At 69.0% G+C, this 19,319-nt stretch carries 10 protein-coding genes, 1 tRNA gene and 1 pseudogene; 8 read left to right on the forward strand and 4 right to left on the reverse strand.

Annotated elements, in window-relative coordinates:
* Positions 1-46: 46 nt before the first annotated feature.
* On the forward strand, positions 47-1,477 hold the full coding sequence (locus tag ABVB68_RS28285; RefSeq protein WP_353603988.1) for a WXG100-like domain-containing protein: 1,431 nt from the start codon (positions 47-49) through the stop codon (positions 1,475-1,477).
* A 71-nt stretch (positions 1,478-1,548) separates the two neighbouring features.
* The gene (locus ABVB68_RS28290) at positions 1,549-2,019 is read left to right on the forward strand and encodes a hypothetical protein (RefSeq protein ID WP_353603989.1); all 471 of its coding nucleotides are present in this window, start codon (positions 1,549-1,551) and stop codon (positions 2,017-2,019) included.
* Positions 2,020-2,254: 235 nt separating this feature from the next.
* Here ABVB68_RS28290 and ABVB68_RS28295 read toward each other — a convergent pair.
* Positions 2,255-2,714, reverse strand: a pseudogene (locus ABVB68_RS28295) (transposase); the annotation flags it as partial.
* Positions 2,715-2,887: 173 nt separating this feature from the next.
* Between ABVB68_RS28295 and ABVB68_RS28300 the strand changes: the two are divergent.
* The 4 genes from ABVB68_RS28300 (at position 2,888) to ABVB68_RS28315 (ending at position 14,734) form a co-directional block, all read left to right on the forward strand.
* Positions 2,888-7,297 carry an FtsK/SpoIIIE domain-containing protein gene (locus ABVB68_RS28300; protein WP_353603990.1) on the forward strand — a complete coding sequence of 1,470 codons (4,410 nt, stop codon included), beginning with the start codon at positions 2,888-2,890 and terminating at the stop codon, positions 7,295-7,297.
* 251 nt (positions 7,298-7,548) lie between these two features.
* Positions 7,549-8,376: a hypothetical protein gene (locus ABVB68_RS28305; protein WP_353603991.1), complete on the forward strand. Its 828-nt coding sequence runs from the start codon at positions 7,549-7,551 to the stop codon at positions 8,374-8,376.
* Complete coding sequence (locus ABVB68_RS28310; RefSeq protein WP_353603992.1) at positions 8,373-13,559, forward strand: caspase family protein; 5,187 nt, start codon at positions 8,373-8,375, stop codon at positions 13,557-13,559. Before ABVB68_RS28305 ends, ABVB68_RS28310 begins: the two co-directional genes overlap by 4 nt.
* Before the next feature lie 446 nt (positions 13,560-14,005).
* On the forward strand, positions 14,006-14,734 hold the full coding sequence (locus tag ABVB68_RS28315) for a hypothetical protein (RefSeq protein ID WP_353603993.1): 729 nt from the start codon (positions 14,006-14,008) through the stop codon (positions 14,732-14,734).
* A gap of 229 nt (positions 14,735-14,963) precedes the next feature.
* On the opposite strand, the gene ABVB68_RS28320 is transcribed toward ABVB68_RS28315, so the two are convergent.
* Positions 14,964-15,917 carry a TRM11 family SAM-dependent methyltransferase gene (locus ABVB68_RS28320; RefSeq protein WP_353603994.1) on the reverse strand — a complete coding sequence of 318 codons (954 nt, stop codon included), beginning with the start codon at positions 15,915-15,917 and terminating at the stop codon, positions 14,964-14,966.
* A gap of 24 nt (positions 15,918-15,941) precedes the next feature.
* Entirely contained in the window at positions 15,942-16,598 is a 657-nt protein-coding gene (locus ABVB68_RS28325) for a hypothetical protein (protein ID WP_353603995.1), read from the reverse strand.
* Positions 16,599-17,066: 468 nt separating this feature from the next.
* Here ABVB68_RS28325 and ABVB68_RS28330 point away from each other — a divergent pair, with 468 nt between their 5' ends.
* Positions 17,067-17,858 (forward strand): hypothetical protein, encoded by a 792-nt coding sequence (locus ABVB68_RS28330; protein ID WP_353603996.1) that lies wholly within the window; start codon positions 17,067-17,069, stop codon positions 17,856-17,858.
* Between the two features lie 338 nt (positions 17,859-18,196).
* Positions 18,197-19,003, forward strand: coding sequence for a pilin (locus tag ABVB68_RS37015; protein ID WP_503006304.1), 807 nt, complete (start codon positions 18,197-18,199; stop codon positions 19,001-19,003).
* On the opposite strand, the gene ABVB68_RS28340 is transcribed toward ABVB68_RS37015, so the two are convergent.
* Positions 18,985-19,069 (reverse strand) — tRNA-Leu (locus ABVB68_RS28340). The genes ABVB68_RS37015 and ABVB68_RS28340 overlap by 19 nt on opposite strands.
* Positions 19,070-19,319: the final 250 nt, after the last annotated feature.

Here is a 19,319-nt window from a genome sequence, read left to right on the forward strand (position 1 = left end):
GGCGCGTCGCGCTGGCCGAGCGCGACGCGTGACGACGGGGGTCGTGATGTCGCTCGAGCTGCCGGGCTGGGTCGTAGATGCGTTCAACTTCTTAGGTCTGCCATGGCCAGCGATCGATGAGGACGAACTACGGGGCTGGGCACGCGACTTACGAGAGTTCGCCACCGACCTGACACAGCTGTCCCAACTGTCGCATGATGCCGTCCACGGCCTGAAGGATTCCAATCAGTCCGGCATGGTCAAGACCCTGGCAGAGCACTGGGATCATCACCACTCGCAGATGATGGCCATGCGCGGCCCTATGCATGCCTTCGCCGAAGCCTTGGACATGGCCGCCGAAGCGGTAGTGGTCCAGAAGGAGGTGGTGATCGGAGCTGCAGTCGCCCTGGCGATCGAGGTGATCGCAACCCAGGGCGAGGCCCTGTTCACCTTGGGCATCGCCGAAGGTGAACTGCCGTTGGAGATCGCGCTCACCAAGATGACGGTCAAGTTCGCGCTCCAGGAGCTCGAGAACAAGATCATCGGCTATCTGATCAACGAAGCTGCGACGGAAATCAGCCACCACGCGAACGCAGCCATCGCCAAGATGCTGAAGGGCAGCACCAACGTCGTCTTCGAGGCCGTGAGCCTCAAGGCCGACTACAAGGCGCTGCAGCGCGTCGCCGACACGGCCAAGAAGCACAAGAACCGCGTGGAGACGGCGAGTATCCGGGCCCACCGGCGGGCCAACGCCCGGAAGATCGAGACGCACTCGGCCGGCGGAAGGTGGCACGTTGTCCAGGTCTTGGAAGCGGCCCTCAAGTCCATAGCGGAGGACATCTTCAAGAGGCTGCCCGGCACCTTTCACCAAGTCCTGGACGGCACCGAGAAAGACCTGGAAAAGGCGGCCACCAAGCTCAAGGCCACCGACGGAAAAGTCGCCGACGACGCCCCGAAGCCCACGACCGAGGAGACTCCGTCCCCCACCGACAATAGCGGCGGTAGCGCCATCCCACCGGTCAAAGCAGCGCCAATTCCGCGAGGTACCACCTCTCGAGGGCCCGTCGGTCAGAAGTCGCGACCTGCGTACTCGCACAAGGAAGCGGCTCCAGCCGATTGGACACCTGACGAGCGGCTCTCCCACGGCCAAGCACTGGCCCGGAAGGCTGCGGTCGAGAACCGCACCGCCCGTACCGCAGCCCGTACCTACGTTTCCGGGTACCACGTTGACACCGGCGAACTTGCCGTCGCATCCTCTGGACCGGACGTGACAGGCGGTGCGGCCACCTACTGCGCAGAGGGCAACGTCGTCCGACTGCTCGGCGGCGACTGGACCAAGGTGCGGTGGGGTGTTGCATATGAAGCAGTGAAAGGTAAAACGGCGGCAACTTACGCACCGAGCGTCAAGCCCGTTTGCCCGGAATGCCAACAGGATTACCCCCGCAGTCACTTCGGTCCAGGCGTTACAGGAGATCCGCGGGGAGTATGGTATCAATAGAAACCGGACCGAAGAATCAAGCGCTGCATCCCAGGTGCAGCACCATTCACTACTCAGGAAGTCGAACTATCTTGAGTCTGGCACGCAGAGAAATCAGTCGACACAAATGGGACTCGCTGAAGTGCGGCTGCGGAAGATCCGCTGGGCATCTCGTCAAGGTTCTGGAGTCCGCTATCGATGGGGCTGCAGATGCATTTCGGGCGCTAGACGGATGCGCTATCACCCAGTCGATCCTGAAGGAGCCCGCACCGGCCGTGTGTGCGGTCCTCATGGCTATGATTGCCGATGGACTGAATACGAACCAGATCGATGAGGCAGCGTGGCTGCTACTTTGGTTCGCCTCTGCAGAAGAGGATGGTGACTCTGTCGAGTCAGGCTTCTACTGGCGTTGCTTCGAAACCATTCGTGATGGCCTGTGGTCCATCTATCGGGAATTCCAGAAAAGTAGTCGTGAGAGCGTCTCCAATGCTTATCTCAACGATGTCTTGGAAATCGTTGAGTGGGATTCCTCGCGACTCGCATATTATCGATCACTGCCGTGAAATCCATGTAGAAGCTACGATGGAACGGTCTGCCGACGAAGTCGGGGGGACCGTTTCGCGTGCTGTGGCTGACGGGCAGGCAGGTCAACGGCCCGGTTGTCGCACCGCGTGGGCGTCGGGTTCCACTGCTCCGGTCGCGGTAGTACTGATCGTCGGGACAGAGAAATCAATGGTCATCCCGGGTTCAGCAGTTGAGCGAGCCGGTCGGGCGTGATGTCGTGATGCCAGGACCAGTAGCAGGCAAAGTGGAGGGTGCGGCGCCGGCCGGTGGGAGGGCGGCGACGGGTTCACTGGTTCCACCGGGCCCGTAGTCGACGAAACCCATCAGCGGATGGCGGCCCATAGGCCTTCTTCCGGGTCGGGGCCGCGTCTTGCTTGTCAGAGTGCGCGACAATGAGGCTACCGTCCAGATCGATGATCACCTCTCTGCCCGCATTCGGGGCCTGGTACTCGGTCAGCGACCAAAAATGTGAACGGACTTCGGACCCTACCCGGCGGACGGCGTCCAGTGCCTTCTCGCCCAAGGCGGCGAGGGCGTCGATGAGGCGGGAGACAGTGGTATTGGGACGACCGGGGCCGAACACGGCCAGCTCAAACTGCAGCATGACGACATCCACAAGCCAATCCCTACCGAGTGCGACCGCCAGCGCGAGGTCCAGGGGAACCTTGCTTGGATCATGGACAGCCCGCGGCTTCCACTGCAGCGCCCTCCTCGATTCTTACTGGTCGGAGAAACTTTCTGCTTCGCTGATCACCTGTCGGACAGCCATCTTCACAGATGCGCGAGGTTAATGGGGCCATTGAGCGTTCCATGCAGGGCTGGCCGTGAGACTCTGCTGTATACAACACCGAAAGGTCAGGGGCAACGGTGGAAATCCAGCTGAGCATCATCGATCCCAACCGCACCACCCGCGCCGACCTCCTCGTCACCACCGACCCGGAAGCCACCGTCGGCGCCCTCGCAGCCGAGGTCGGGCGGCTGTTAGGGCGACCGGTCGGCGTGGAGGGCCCGCCCGCCCTGTACGTCAACGGATTCGCCGTTGCCCCCTCCTTGACCGTCGCCAACTCCCCCCTGCGCGACGGCGCCATCATCAGCCTCGCCACCCCCAACGCCTGCCCGCTACCCGACCCGCAAGGCTTCGTCGAGGTCCGGGTGGCGGGCGGCCCCGACGCCGGCAGGGTGTATCCGCTCGGGCCAGGCATCGCCGTCGTCGGAAGCGACCCGCAAGCCTGGATCAGCGTGGACGACCCCGCGCTGCCGCAGTACGCCGTCGAGGTCGACGTCGCGGTCGACGGGAGTGTCACCGTACGCCCCGCCTACGGCAGTTCCGTGACGCTGGACGGTGAGCCGCTGGACGACCAACGGCCCTGGCGGCCGCGCAGCGTCATCGTCGCCGGGCACACCCTGCTGGAGCTGAGCCTGCCGTCGTTCCCCGACACCGCGCTCAAGCCGTCCGAGGACGGAACGGGGCTGGACTACAACCGTCCGCCGCGCATCACTCCCCCGCCCAGGCCCACCAAGTTCCAGCTGCCGTCGAAGCCCAAGCCGTCCGAGGGGCGCCCGCTGCCCTGGTTGATGGCCGTGGTGCCGTTGGTCGGTGCGGTGGTGATGGCCTTGATGATGGGGCAGCCGCGCTATCTGTTCATGGCGGTACTCAGTCCGATCGCCATGGTCGGCAACTACCTCATTGACAAGAAGCACGGCAAGAAGACCTACCGCCAGACCGTGGCCGACTACGAGCGGGCCAAGGCGTCGATCGAGCGGCAGGCCCGCAGGGCGATGGCCGCCGAGACGGGTGCCCGGCGGGAGGGCGCGCCCGACCCGGCCGAGGTGTGGGCCACCGCGACGGGGCCGGGCCAGCGGCTGTGGGAGCGGCGCCGTGCGGACGCCGACTACGGGCTGCTGCGCGTCGGCACCGGCGCGGTTCCCTCCGATGTGCAGGTCACCGACCCGAACCAGGAGGAACACCGGCGCGGCGAGGCGCGCAGGCTCGCGGACGTGCCGGTGACCGTGCCCCTGCGGCAGCACGGTGTGCTCGGTGTCGCGGGCCGCGGCGGGCTGCCACGGGCGATCGGCCGCTGGTTGGTGACGCAGGCCGCGGTGCTGCACTCGCCGGCCGACTTGCAGGTCTACGTACTGACCGATCCCAGTGGGCAGTCCGACTGGGAGTGGGTGCGGTGGCTGCCGCACGCCCGTGCCCGCGAGGGGCAGCCCGCGCTGTCGCTGATCGGCACGGACGCGGACAGCGTCGCGCGGCGGATCAGTGAACTCCTCGCTCTGGTCGCCACCCGGCAGGAGGCCGCCCGCGAGGCGGGCATGGCCGACAACCAGAGCTGGGGCGGGCCCACGGTCCTGGTGGTTCTGGACGGGTCGCGGCGGCTGCGTGCGCTGCCCGGCCTGACCCAGGTGCTGCGGGAGGGGCCGCGGGTGGGGATCGACCTGGTCTGTCTGGACGCGGACCGGCGACTGCTTCCCGAGGAGTGCCGTGCTCTGGTCGAGGAGGACTTCCATGGTTTGCTGCAGGTGTCGATGGCCGGCGCCGAGCCGCTCACTGCGGTGCGGCCGGACTGTGTGACGCCCGGGTGGAGCGAGCAGGTCGCCCGGGGTGTGGCCCCCATCCGGGATGTCAGTGGTGACGAGGGCGCGGCGCTGCCGGACGCCTGCCGACTGCTGGACGTGATCGGGATGGAGCCGCCGACCAGCGACGCGGTGGCCGCCGGCTGGTCCAGGGGAGGGCGTTCCACGACCGCCGTGGTGGGCGAGTCGTTCGACGGGCCGTTCTCCATCGACCTGGTACGGGACGGGCCCCACGGCCTGGTCGCGGGCACCACCGGGTCCGGCAAGTCTGAGTTGCTGCAGACCATCGTCGCCTCGCTGGCGGTCGCCAACCGGCCGGACGCGATGACCTTCGTCCTGGTCGACTACAAAGGTGGCGCGGCGTTCAAGGACTGTGTGAAGCTGCCGCACACCGTCGGTATGGTGACGGACCTCGACACGCACCTGGTCGAGCGGGCTCTGGAGTCCCTCGGCGCGGAGCTGCGGCGCCGCGAGCACATCCTGGGCGCGGCCGGCACCAAGGACCTCGAGGACTACATCGTCGCGATGCGGACCAACCCCGCCCTCGCGCCGATGCCCCGGCTCCTCATCGTCATCGACGAGTTCGCCTCCATGGCGCGTGAGCTGCCCGACTTCGTCACGGGCCTGGTGAACGTCGCGCAGCGGGGCCGTTCGCTGGGCATCCACCTGATCCTCGCCACCCAGCGTCCCTCGGGTGTGGTCTCGCCCGAGATCCGGGCCAACACCAACCTGCGCATCGCGCTGCGCGTGACGGACGCGAGCGAGTCCAGCGACGTCATCGACGCCCCGGACGCCGGATTCATCGCCAAGTCGACTCCGGGCCGCGCGTATGTCCGGCTGGGAGCGTCGTCCCTGCTGCCGTTCCAGTCAGGGCGGGTCGGGGGCCGGCGGCCGGGAGCGGTGCGGACCACGGTGCCGGCGCCGTTCACCGTGGCGATCGGCTGGGACGGACTCGGCCGTCCGGTGCCCGAGCGGCCCTCCGGTCCGAAGACGGGCGACGACGACCTGCTCACCGACCTCGCCGTCCTCGTCGAGGCGGTCCAGGGCGCCAACGAGCGGCTGGGCATCCCGCCGCAGCACAGCCCGTGGCTTCCCGCGCTGGCCGAGCGCGTGGTGCTGGACCAACTGGAAGCTCCCGCCGCGCCTTCCCCGGACGGGCTGCTGCCCGCTCCCTACGCGGTCGACGACCTGCCCGGTGAGCAGGCCCGGCGCACCGTGTCCCTCGATCTCACCACGTTCGGCCATCTGATGATTGCGGGTGCTCCGCGCAGTGGCCGGTCCCAGACCCTGCGCACCATCGCCGGGTCGCTGGCCCGCGCCAACTCCTGCGGTGATGTGCACCTGTATGCGCTCGACTGCGGCAACGGCGCTCTGCTGGCGCTCACTTCCCTGCCGCACTGCGGCGCGGTGGTGCGCTCCAACGAGTCCGACCGCGCGGTCCGGCTGATCGAGAAGTTGTCATCCGAGGTGCAGCGGCGGATGGCACTGCTCGGCGAGGGCGGTTTCACCGACATCAACGAGCAGCGACAGGCGGTTCCGGCCGGGGAGCGGCTGTCTCACATCGTGCTGCTGCTGGACCGCTGGGAGGGCTTCGTCCCGTCCCTGGGCGATCTCAACGGCGGCGCGCTGCAGGACGCGATCTTCCAGCTGATGCGCGAGGGTGCCTCCGTAGGCGTGCATGTGGTCCTGTCGGGCGACCGGTCCCTGCTGCTGGGCCGGATCTCCACGCTGACCGAGAACAAGATGGCGCTGCAGCTCAGTGACCCCGGCGACGTCTCCCTGATCGGCCTCAACCCCCGTAAGATCCCGGCAAAGATCCCGGCCGGCCGGGCGTTCCGTGCCCAGGGCGGGGTCGAGACGCATGTCGCGCTGCTCGTCGAGGATCCCAGCGGTCAGTCCCAGTCGGCGGCACTCCAGTCCATCGGCGCGTCCGCGGAGGACCGGGACACCGCTGTCCCGCGCTCGCGTCGGCCGTTCCGGGTCGATGTGCTGCCCGGCCGGATCGGCTACGAGGAGGCGTGGGAGCTGCGCGACGCCCAAGAGATCGGGGCCATGCCACGCGGCGGCCGGCTGTGGTCGATGGCGGCCGTCGGCGGGGACCAGCTCACCGCGCTCGGCCCCGACCTCGCCGAGGGCACACCGGCGTTCGTGATCGCCGGACCGGCGAGGTCGGGCCGCAGCACCGCCCTGCTGACCATGGTCCGGTCATTGCTGTCGGTCGGCACACAGGTGATCGTGGCCGCTCCGCGCCCGCAGTCACCCCTGCGACGGCTCAAGGGCGCTGAGGGTGTGGCCGGCTTCTTCGGTGAGGACAACCTGGCGCCGGACGCCCTGGAGGCGGCCCTGGAGCAGCTGACGAGTCCGGGAGTGATCGTCATGGACGACGCGGAACTGCTGCGTACCTGCGACGCGGGCGAGGTTCTGCAGTCGGTGCTGCGCGGCGCCGCGGGCCGGGAGGTGGGCATCGTCATCGCCGGTGACGCGGAGGACGTGTGCGGCGGGTTCAGCGGCTGGCAGGTCGACCTGAAGAAGGCCCGCCGCGGACTGCTCCTCTCCCCGCAGAACATGTCGGACGGTGAACTGATCGGTATTCGGCTGCAACGTGGTTCCGTCGGGCAGGCCGTCCAGCCGGGCCGTGGGCTGCTGCACCTGGGCGACAACACGGTCCACACCGTCCAGGTCCCGTTGACAACCGTGTAGCCGACGGGTTGTTCCCCTGCGCGGGCCGTGGGCGCCCGCGGCGCGGCGTCGTCCGCGAGCCGGGTCGCGACTTGCACACAGAGAATCACGTCGGCCCCTTCGAGAGAACCCTTGAAGACGGCTGTCAAGGTTGAGCCTCGAGCGACGGCGGTAGCATGCCGGTGTACGTGACGGGGGCGAGGGGGCGAGGTGTTCCCACGCGCTCCATGACCGGAACGGGGGCTGGGGTTCGGGTGGCGCGCGTCTTGTGTGTGCACGGTATAGGCCAGCAGTTCAAGGGCGAGCAGGTGCTGCACGGGGAGTGGTGCCCGGCGCTGCGGGACGGTGTGACACGGGCGGGCGGCGCACTCGAGCCGCAGGACGTGCGATGCGTCTTCTACGGTGACGTGTTCCGGCCACCAGGCAGGCCGCTGTCGGTCGGGATCCCGCCATACACGGCAGCGGACGTGGACGAGGAGTTCGAACGGCAACTTCTGCTGGAGTGGTGGGCGGAGGCCGCCCGGACGGATTCCCGGGTGGTGGACCCGGGCTCCCGGACCCTGGCGCGTGTACCAGCCGGTGTGCAGGCCGCACTGCGCGCGCTGAGCACGTCCCGGTTCTTCTCGGGGATCGCCGTGCGCATGCTGGTCTTCGATCTGAAGCAGGTCCGCCGTTACCTCCTGGACGAGGAGGTGCGGTCGCGGGTGCATGAGCGGATCGTGACTGCCATGGACAAGGACACCCGTGTCGTCGTGGGCCATTCGCTGGGCTCCGTGGCCGCCTACGAAACGCTGGCGGACCACCCCGCGTGGCCAGTGCGGAGTCTGGTGACGTTGGGCTCGCCGCTCGGCGTCTCCTTCATCCGCGACCGGTTGACGGCACGTCATCCGGGGGGTTGGCCAGGTGGTGTCGAACGGTGGACGAACATCGCCGACTCCGGCGATGTCGTCGCTCTGCGCAAGGCACTCGGCGGGCTTTTCGGCGGCGCCGACAAACGGGTGCACGATGTCGAGGTGAACAACGGCGCCCACGCCCACCACGTCCAGCCGTACCTGACCTCCCTGGAGGCCGGGCGCGCAATTGTGTCGGGACTCCAGTGAACGAGGAGCGTCGGCTGCTGCTGACGGCAGCGGTGACCCGCTACGTCCACTGCCCGGAATGGGACCGTCCGGAGCTGGCCGACGATCAGCAGCGCATGGTGGACCTGTTCACCGAGGACTTCGGCTACCGCCATGTCCCGGTGCTGGGGCTCAGTCCTACCGCCGACCAACTCCGTGACGCGCTGCGGGACTTCTCGATGTCGCCGGACCGCCGCCCGGACGACTACGTGGCGCTCTACGTCGCCGGCCACGGCGACTTCCTGGAGGACCGGGAATCCCGCAAGGAACATGTGCTGCTCACTGCGGACGCCGACCCCCGCGACCTGAGGCACCGCGCCGTGAAGACGGCTCACCTCGCCGAGTGGCTGCTGGCGGGCACCATGATCCGGCGGCTCCTGCTCATCCTCGACACCTGCTACTCGGGCGGAGGCGGCGGCGACGCGGCCCGTGAGGCTCTGTGGTCACTGTCCGACGTGGGCGGTGGTGCCACGGCGGACATCGAAGGGACGGGTGTGGTGCTGGTGACCGCGACCCGCCCCAACCAGATGGCCCAGCCAGGAGCGTTCACCACCGCCTTCGCGCGCGCCGCCCGTCATCTGGCCAGCGGCGGTTACTCGCAGCCGCAGCTGCGCGTCGACTCCGTCCTCAACGTACTCAAGGCAGACGGGGCGACGCCTACGGAACAGACGGCGACCTGCCACCTGCTCGGGCTGGAGGGCGAACAGCCGGCGTTCCTTCCGAACCCCCGCTTCCGGCGGGAACTGCTCGACCTGGACTTGATGCTGCAGGACCAGCTGCGCCAAGCCGATCTGCGCGCCGAGGAGTTGCGCAACCGGTTCGTCCCTGCGACACAGTGGTTCACCGGACGGCACCGGGCCCTCAGCGAACTGGCACAGTGGCTCAACGAGCCCGGTGACGACGACCGCGCGCGGGTGGTGACGGGCAACCCAGGTTCGGGTAAGACGGCGCTCCTCGGGCTGCTCACCACGCTTAGCGACGCCGAACGCCGGCCGACCGTGCCGCGAGGCGGCCTCCCGGAGGCGATCCCGGACATCGGAGTGATCGACGCGGCGATCTACGCGGGGAACCTGTCCACCGACCAGGTCCTGGCGGGGATCGCCGCCGCCGCGGACGTCAGAGCCTCCGCCGTGGGCGATCTGCTCGACGAACTGGACCGCAGGGAGCACCCGCTGACCATCCTGGTCGACGCCTTGGACGAGGCGGGCGACCCGGAGGGGCTGATCGCCTCCCTGCTCCAGCCGCTCCTCACCCGCGGACAGCGAAGAATCAGGTTGTTGCTGGGCACCCGCCCACACCTCCTGCCCGCCTTCCGCACGCGCAAGCGGATCGTGTCGCTCGATCTGGACGACGAGACCTACGCCGATCCGGACAGCCTGCGCCTGTACACGCGACGAGTACTCACCGAGTCGCGGCCGGACAGCCCGTACCGGGGCACCGACGGCGCGGCCGTGGACGCGGTGGCCGCCGCCATCGCCGAGGCCGCCCAGACGTCGTTCCTCGTGGCGCGGATCGCCGCGCAGACCCATGCCGCGCTGCCCTCGCCGCCGGCCGCGGCCGACCCCGCGTGGCGGCGCGGGCTGCCCAGGCTGGCCGGCGAGGCCATGCGCGCGGACCTGGAACTGCGGCTCGGCGAGCGGCAGCAGCAGGCCAGGGAACTGTTGCTGCCACTCGCCTACGCGCAGGGCTCCGGCCTGCCGTGGGAGGACATCTGGCCGCGGCTGGCCACCGCTCTCGCCCGCGGTACCGCCTACACCAACGAAGATCTGCTCTGGCTCCGCCGGTCGGCCGGCTCCTACGTGGTGGAGACCCGGGCCGGCGACGAGTCCGCCTACCGTCTCTATCACCAGGCACTCGGAGAGTACCTGCGCGAGGGTCGCGACCACGCCGAGGACCAGCGGGCCATCGCCGAGGCGCTGCGCGGGCATGTTCCCACCTCAGGCCGGGCCGTACGTGACTGGGAGCGGTCCCACCGCTACATCCGTACGCATCTGGTCACGCACGCCGCTCAGGGCGGGCAGATCGACGATCTGCTGACCGACCCGCGGTTTCTCCTGGTCGCCGTCCGCCCCCAGTTGCTGGCAGCGCTGCCGGGGGCGCGTGGCGTGGATGCCTACTCTGCCGCGACCGCGTACCGGCAGGCGGTGCATCACCTGCGTGGGAAGGCACCCGAGGAGCATGCCGCCTATCTTGCGCTCGCCGCGCACTGTGCCGGCGCCCGCATGCTGGCCGCAGCCGTGGCCGACAGTGGTCTCGCCCGGCCCTGGTCGGTGCGCTGGGCTTCGTGGCGGCCGGAGCCGCCGCACCGCTCGCTCACCGGGCACACGGCGAACGTCGTTTCGGTCGCGACGGGTCAGGTGGGCGGGCATCCCAGGGTGGCGAGCGGCGGCGCAGACGGTCTCGTACGGGTGTGGGACCTGACCAGGCCCTCGGAGAGCGCGAAGTTCACCGGCCACCGTGGTCGTGTCCACGTCGCTCTGGGCGAGGTGGATGGACGTGCGGTCGTCATCAGCGGCGGCGAGGACCGCAGCGTAAGGGTCTGGGACGTGGACTTGGGCCGCGAGTCGGCGGGACCGTTGACCGGGCACACCGACTACGTCTCGGCCGTGGCGCTGGCCGAGGTGCACGGTCAGCCGGTCGCCGTCAGCGGCAGCTTCGACGGCACGGTGCGGGTGTGGAATCTGCAGACCGGCGACCCGATCGGAGATCCGCTCCGGGGCCATGAAAGCTATGTCTCGGCCGTGGCGCTGGGAGAGCTGGATGCAGAGCCCGTCGTCGTGAGCGGCAGCTATGACGGCGCACTGCGGGTGTGGAGCCTGAAGACCGGGCGGACGCTGAACGTCCTGCGGGGTCACTCCAGCTACGTCTCCTGTGCCGCTCTCGGCGAGCTGGACGGGCGCCCGGTGGTGGTCAGCGGGAGCGACGACCGCACACTGCGCGTCTGGGACCTTGCGACCGGCACGGCGGTGGGGGAACCCTTCACCGGGCACAGCGGTCGGATCGAGTCGGTCGCGCTGGCCGAGTTCGACGGCCGCCCCGTCGTGGTCAGCGGAAGCTACGACGACACCGTGCGCGTATGGGACCTGCGCACCGGGCAGTCCTGGGGCAAGCCGTTCGGCGGTCACGGCGGCCGCGTGCATTCCGTGGCTGTGGAAGAACTGGACGGCTGGCCCGTCGTGGTCAGCGGCGGTGACGACCACACCATACGGCTGTGGGATCTGGCGGCAGGGCTGGTCTCCGGCAAGCCGTTCACCGGTCACACCCACCGCGTGCAGTCCGTGGCGCTGGGCGAGTTGGACGGCAGGCCCATTGTGGTCAGCGGCAGTGCGGACCGCACGGTACGGGTCTGGGACATGGCAAGCGGGCAGTCGATGGGCATGCCGCTCGTCGGCCACGAGGGATGGGTGCTCTCGGTGGTCGCCGGTACATTCGACGACACGCCCGTCGCAGTGAGTTGCGGAGAGGACCGCGGCATCCGGGTGTGGAACCTCCTCACCGGGCAGCCCATGGGCTCCCCCCTCACCGAGCGGTTCGGTTATGTCTCCTGCCTCGCGCTGGGACGATGGAACGGCAGGCCCGTCATCGCCGCCGGGACCAGACGGTCGGTGCGCATCTGGGATCCCGGCACAGGAGAGACGGTGAGCGAGCCGTTCATGCGTCACGACGGTTATGTCTCCGCGGTCGCGATCGGCGAGTGGGAGGAACGCTGTGTCGTGGTCAGTGGCAGCTACGACCGCACCGTGCGGGTGTGGGATCTCGACGCGAGGCGGGCGGTCGGCCCCCCGCTCACCGGCCACGAAGGACTGGTGCACTCCGTGGCCATCGGAACCCTGAATGCGCGTCAGGTCATTGTCAGTGGGAGTGCGGACGGTACCGTCCGGATCTGGGATCTCGTCACCGGTGAGCCTGCCGGGGCTCCGCTCACCGGCCACAACGGCCGCGTCAGGGCGGTGGCGACGGGTGAACTGGACGGCGTACCCATCGTGGTCAGCGGCGGCGCGGACGGCGCGCTGCGGGTCACGAACCTGGCCACCGGAGAGGTGGTCGGTGAGCCCCTCGCTGAGAGCACTGGGGAAGTGCTTTGCGTGACAGTCGGTGTGATGCAAGGCCGGCCCGTCGTGGTCAGTGGGAACACCGACCACAGCATCCAGGTGCGGGAACTTTCGGCCGGGGCCGCCACCGGCCGGTGGAACGCAAACGAGCCGGCTGAGCGCTTCGTGGGGCATGCCGACATCGTCTCGGCCGTGGCGACGTCAGCCGCCCCTCATGGTGGTGTGGCCGTCAGCGGCAGTCACGACTGCACGCTGCGCGTCTGGGACCTCGCGACGGGTACGCCGGTCGGCGGTGAACTCGTGGGGCACACCGACTGGATCATGGATGTGACCACCGGACGGCTGGAAGACCTGCCCATCGCCGTCAGTGCCGGCGACCGCACCGTACGGATCTGGGACCTGACCACCAGGAAGCAGCACGGGGCACCGCTCACCGGACATGACAGCTACGTCTCCGCCGTGACGTTGGCGGAGTCGGGCGCCGGGACTCCCCTGGTGATCAGCGGCAGCTACGACACCACCATCCGCCGTTGGAACCCCACCACGGGCACAGTGCAGGGCGACCCCCTCATCGGCCACACCGACTGGATCACGGCGCTGGCGGCAGACTGTCCGGGTGGAGTCCCCATCCTCGTCAGCGGCAGCGCCGACGGCACCGCCCGCATGTGGAACCCTGCGACCGGGCAGTCCCTGGGCGAGCCGCTCACCGGTCACAACGGCAACGTGACCAGCGTGGCGGTGGCCACGTCCAGCCAAGGCTTCACCATCGTCACCGGCGGCGAAGACGGCACGGTCCTCGCATGGGGCCCGCAGTACCTCACAGGCGCACCTGCCGACGAGGATGCGCTGCAGCACCACAGCCTACGACGACGGGGCACGCCGACCGTCCTGCTGTCCTGCGACGCTCCCATCACGACGCTGGCCTTCTCCCCGGCAGGAGACATCCTCGCGGCGGGGGCCGGCTCGGAGACGGCGCTCATCCGGGTCGGCGACGGCCACCGGCGTGAGATCGAGTTGGGCGCACGCGTCCTCGGGCTGTCCTTCGCCAATGATCACCTCCTGGTCGTGGCCACAGAACAAGGGCTCGTGGCTGTCAACCTCAAAAGTTGGTAGGCGAGTCCGGGGACGGGGCGCCTCAACCAGGGTGCGTAGTGAGTCTTGATCACTCGCTGGTCCGGGCGAGTTCCTTGATCCGTACGGTGACAGCGTTGCAGGTGGTGGAGAACGGATTGGCATCGCGTCCCCGACGCGCCCAAGACCGGCGCGGGAATCGTCACCACATGTGACCCCAGGCAGAGGCGGCACACCAACCTACGGGCCCCCGATGCGACGTCGTCACCGATCGACGGACCGACGCTTGACGGCATGCCCGCTTGCGAGCGTCCATGGTCGCGGCCGACGCGCCAAGCGGGATCACGGAAACCACCGTGATGCCCACGCATCGGCTTGTCCGTCCGGAACCTCGCGATGCGCACGCGCCGGCGACACCAGCGGCCCCACGACCGCGCCCCGGCCGGGGACCTCACTCCTCAAGCCCTTCGGGAAGCGAGGCCCTCTTCATGTCCGACACCACGATCAGCGACCGATTGACGGGGTTGTCCCCCGCCGTCATCCACGTCTACACCCACCTCGTCGCCTTCACCGACCCCGCCACCGTCGACGACATCGCCCAAGCAGCCGAGACCGCCCGCTCCAGCACCTTCAAGGCCCTCGTCGCCCTCGAGAAGCTAAGTCTCGCCCACCGCAACCGAGGCATCAAGAACGGCCCCGATCGCCGACCCGACCTGTGGCACGCCACCCACACCGCCCCGGCCCCGACGTTCGAACAACCCGACGCTCCTGAGGAACCCGTTGCGCAGGCAGTCGCCGCACCCCAGGCGGCTGCGCCAGCGCCGGACAGCAGCCATCCGATGAGGGAACCGTACAAGTCCACGGCTCATGGAACCGACGAAAAGTCGGATGTGTCGACATCGAAGCGGACTGCCTCATCCGGTCCGCCACCTGTCCGGTGCCCCGCAGCCCTCCAGCCGAAAGACGCTATCCCCGCGACCGCCTCACCCGGCGGCAGCAGGCGCCTTGCCCGTGGAGCCCTCCGACAGCTTGTCATCGACCACCTCAACGCCCACCCCGGTGAATCTTTCACCGCCACGAGGATCAGCCGCGTGATCGATCGTTCGTCCGGTGCCGTCGCCAATGCGCTCGTCACCCTGTCCACGCAGGGCCTCATCGAACAGGTCACCGATCGCCCGCGCACCTATCGGGCGGCCCCCCAGGAGCCGACTGCATAGTCCGGCAGCGAGCCGACGCCTGCCGTGCCGTTCCAGTCTGCGTGAGGAATCGGCACGGCAGCTTCCGTCATCAGCGTCCATCCGACCCACACTTGGCGGCCGTACGGGTCCGGCCAACCGGCAGGCATGGCGGTCCAGGCTGACCCGGAAGTCCGTTTGGGCCTGACGAGCCATCGGTTGCTGTACAACAGAAGTGGCTCAACCAGTTCCACATGTCGTGGTCTGTCCGTCAGATGGGTCGGCCACGGCCACAACCGGTTTGCGTTCTGTGGGTACGGGTCGTTCGGCTTGCGTCCCGTGGCCTGCTCAACGTCAGCGCACGGTCGCACACTCTGGTCGGGCTGACCGCCTTGGTGAAGGTGAGGACGTCCTCATGCTGGATCACCGCGAGCGGGATGCCCTGGCGGCGGGCGTCGCGAACGTTCTTCATCTGAAAGAACGACGGCCGGGTGATCAGACGGCCGTCGCGGATGCCCGCGAGGAGGGCCACGCAGCGTTCGGTGGGAGTCAGGCCTGCGGCTTGCCCGGCGGCGAGGACCGCTGATGGCAGGTCGATGAGTTCGCCGCGTTCGCGCCACGGGCGGGTGGTGACCACGACGGTGCCGCCTGGCCTGAGCATCAAGCGGCACTGAGCGAGGATCTCGGTGAAGGCGTCCAGGAGCCGGTCGGTGGAGACGTGGGCGAGGTTGGAGGGGTCGTGGCTGTAGCGGTAGTCCTTCTTGACCACGCCGCGTTCGCCGGTCTCGCGGGTGGAGCGGACCTGCCCGTGCACGGAGCTTCCGTACGGCGGTGAGGTGAGAACGAGGTCTACCTGGCCGTGGAGGGCGGCGGGGATGAGCTGGGTGAGTTTTCGGGCGTCGCCGCAGTGCACGGCCCCGGCGCTGGTGCCGTCCTCTCGGGTGGCGGAGGCGGCGTTGAGGCGTGCGAGGTCGGCCCATTTGGGTTCGTACTCGACGCCGAGGGCGCTGCGGCCGAGGTGGATGGCTTCGACGAGGGTGGTGCCGATGCCGCACATCGGGTCGAGGACGAGGTCGCCGGGACGGGTGTAGGTGGAGATGGCGTGGGCGGCGATCTTCGGAAGCATCTTGGCGGGGTGGGCTGCGGAGCCAGGCACGTAGCGGCCCTTACGCTGCGCCGGGGCGGAGGTGGGGGCGGTGTTCCACACCGAGAGGGGGAAGGGCACGGCGGTGTCTCCTCTTTCCCTGATCTAGACGTGGCGGATCGCGGACAGGGCAATCAGGTCGCAGTGCGCGATGCCACGGGAGATGTCCGCGGGAAGGACGGGTTCGAGGTGGTCGCCGACCGGGTGGGCGTAGGCGACGACGATGTGCTGGAGGTAGTGGAAGCCAGCAGTGCGGGCGGAAGCGATCAGTGTTCCCAGTGGGTCGGTGAGGTGTCCGGCCTTCCGGCTCTGGCGGGTGGCCAGCAGCAGGAGTCCGTAGTCGGGGAGGAGTCGGTGGGCGCGGTGGAAGAAGCCGGGCCAGCCGTCCTCCAGTGCGCCGGGAATCCCGCTTTGGTCGGATGGCAGGTCGTTGGTGTGAGCGGGGAGGGTGTCGGGGTGGAGTTCGGCCAGCAGGAGGGACGCTTTCCTGTCACCGTCCTCGTCGTCGCCCGGGTTGGTGAAGGGGGTGGTCGGGATGCGGGTGTCCATGCCCGCTGCCGTGTCCCGGATCGCGATCTTGAGGAGTGGGGCGGGCCGGTCGGCGGGGCGTCCGACGAAGTCGGTGCGGATCGTGTCGAGGGCCCATGCGGGCAGTACCGCGCTCGGGACGGGAGCGGCGTTGGGCTCGTCCGGGTCGGGGAGCCACACGGTCGTCGGCAGCAGGTGGGCGGGACGACGGCGGCGCGCGATGGGGTTCGGCATGGGCTGAGCGGCGCCCGGGGTGAGGGTCCGGCCGTGCTCGTGCTGACGTGGGTAATAGGGACTCGCTGGTCGATCTTCGCCATCGCCTCATAGGTGTTCGATCTCCTTGGCAGTCGCTCTGCGTGCGAGGGGGGGCGCCGCGGCCTTTCCTCGCCGGGTGTGGCGTTGACGCAGGTCACCTTGTAGGCGAGCCAGTCGCGTACCAGCTGCGAGCCACTACCGAACCACCGGGGGTGAGCCCCATGACGGCGATGAGATCGAGGGCGAAAAATTCCGTGTTCGAATTGCGCTGCCCCGGCTGAGGCGTCGTTCCAGCCCATCTCGGGAGTGGCAGATCCGGGCCATCGCACATGCCGGTCCATTCGACCGGTGGTGACGCGGCACTGGCGTGTGGGTGGGCCGGCGGTGACACGGGGGCCTGGGAGAGGTGGCGGCGGAAGTCGTCCACACCGTCACGGGAGATGCACCATGCACCACCGTCACCACGCCCACCGCCCCACCGCCGCCCGCCTGCAGAACGCCCTTCGTTCCCCGCTCGGAGAGCTGGAACAGACATTCCTCGCCCTCGCCCACGGCTCCGAGCCCCTCACCTTCCCCGCGCACCTGGTTTCTGACGAACCCGACCGTGCGGCCTGGCCGGTCGACCGGATCCGCACTCACCTGGCCCACCCCCCCACCCGCGCCGACCTGCGCGAGCAAACCTGGCGCGAGGTGATCCGGCGCGCCCGTGACCTCGGCGAACCGTGGGATGTGGTCGCCGTGGCCATGACCGTGCCGGTGCTGCGCCGGATGCTCGCCCGGCTCGCCCGCCCCGTCCATCTGGAGCGCGCCGAGGTCGAACAGGAGGCCCTGGCCGCCGTGGCCACGGCCCTGCGCACGGTTGACCCCGGCATGGAGCGTGTGGACCGGGAACTGTTCAGCGCCGCCGACCGCGCCGTGCACCGGCTGGTGTACGCAGCACGCCGCCATGCCACCCGCGAGACCGGCGCGCATGCAGTGCCGCTCGACCACCTGTGCTCCACGTACACGGTGGATCGCGGTGAGCCGGTGGACGAGCTGACGGTGCTGGCCCGTGCCGTGCAGGCCCGGGTCGTGGACGTGGCGGAGGCGCGCCTGATCGCCCGTACCCGCCTCGACGGCGAGCCCATGAGCCGGATCGCGGCAGAGCGTGGGGTGAGCGTGCGTCAGCTCTACCGCCACCGCAGCGCCGCCGAGCAGCACCTGGCCGCATATCTACGACGCCAGGTCGAGAGCCTGTAGGGCGCCCGACTGGGTGATCTCCGATGGCTGGATGTCAATTCCAGCTATCCGCCTCCCTATTCACGAGTGACGGCGGCCCAGCCCGGCTTCGGACGAAGCCGCCGGCTCCGCTCCGGGGCGGCGGCCGACGCCCCGGGCAGGGCGCCGTACGGCGCGCGGTGAGCACGACCGTCTCGTGCTGACACCCGAGAAACCCGTTCCGTGGCACCTCGAAGGAGGCCGGCCCCGGGTCCAGGGTTCTGCTCACCGCGCGCCTGCCTCTCCCACGCCTCCGGGCGCTCCCTCTCCTGCACCCGCTTCCGTCCTGTCCGGCTGTGTGCCCTTGGAGGTTTGCTGCCATGCTCGCAAGGCTCCGTCGGCCGTACCAGCCAGTGGTCCGGTCGCTCGGCCGGTGGTTCTTCCGGCTGGGGTTCCTCGCGGCCTGCACCGCTTGGGCGCTGCTGGCGGATCCGCCGTACGTATGGGCGGTCGCGGACATCCCGACCGTCATCACGAATCTGCGGAACTGGATCATTGGCATCCTCGCCGGGCTCGCCACCCTGTTCCTGACCTTCGGCGGGCTCCGCTACCTGATGGCCAGCGGTGATCCCGGCGAAGTAGAGGCCGCCAAGCGGGGGTTGAAGGCCGCGGCGATTGGCTATGGGCTGGCGATCCTGGCCCCGGTGATTTCGCCCCCAACCGGCTCACCGCCACGATCACCGCACTCAGCCAGGCCAGCATTGCGGCAAGCACCGCGCAGCCCCAAACCCCCGAGCTGGCCCGAGCCCGCCAAGCTCTCAAGGAATGCGAGCGGCGTCTTGCCCGCTATCAGGCCGCCCCCGACTCCGGAGCCGACCCAGCCGTCGTCACCCAGTGGATCAACGACGCACAACGAGACAGGGAAGCGGCACAGAAGAAGCTCGACGCACTGCCCAGCGTCACCCGGAAGAAGGAACCACCCCTCACCGCCGATCAGATCCGGGATATTACTGAGAGACTCGGAGACATCGCTCAACGCATCCAAGCCGCCGACGATGACAAGAAGGAACCCCTCTACGACGCCCTGGGCATCACGATCACATACGACAACGCAAGAAGGACCGCGACCGTTAGGTCGAGGCCCTCGCTTGCGTATCGTTATAAGGAGTGTCCGAGGGGGGACTTGAACCCCCACGCCCGATAAAGGGCACTAGCACCTCAAGCTAGCGCGTCTGCCATTCCGCCACCCGGACCAGGTGTCTGCCGCCTGACCGGGGGCTTCCCCGCGGCGACGAGACAACAATACCAAGGTTTCGCAGTGCGTTTCACCTGCGTATCCGTCCGCCGGGAGGCGGCAGGGGCGCGACCCGGACACCCTGGGTCGTACGATCGCCCACTGTCTACGGTCGGCAACATCCCGTGCGCAGGGCGTGAGACCACCCGTGTCGGCCGCGCAAAGGCCGCCCAACCCGCTCGGTCGCAGGTCAGACGGCCTTTTCGCCG

This window comes from Streptomyces sp. NPDC096012 (assembly GCF_040426375.1).
Classification (GTDB): Bacteria; Actinomycetota; Actinomycetes; order Streptomycetales; family Streptomycetaceae; genus Streptomyces.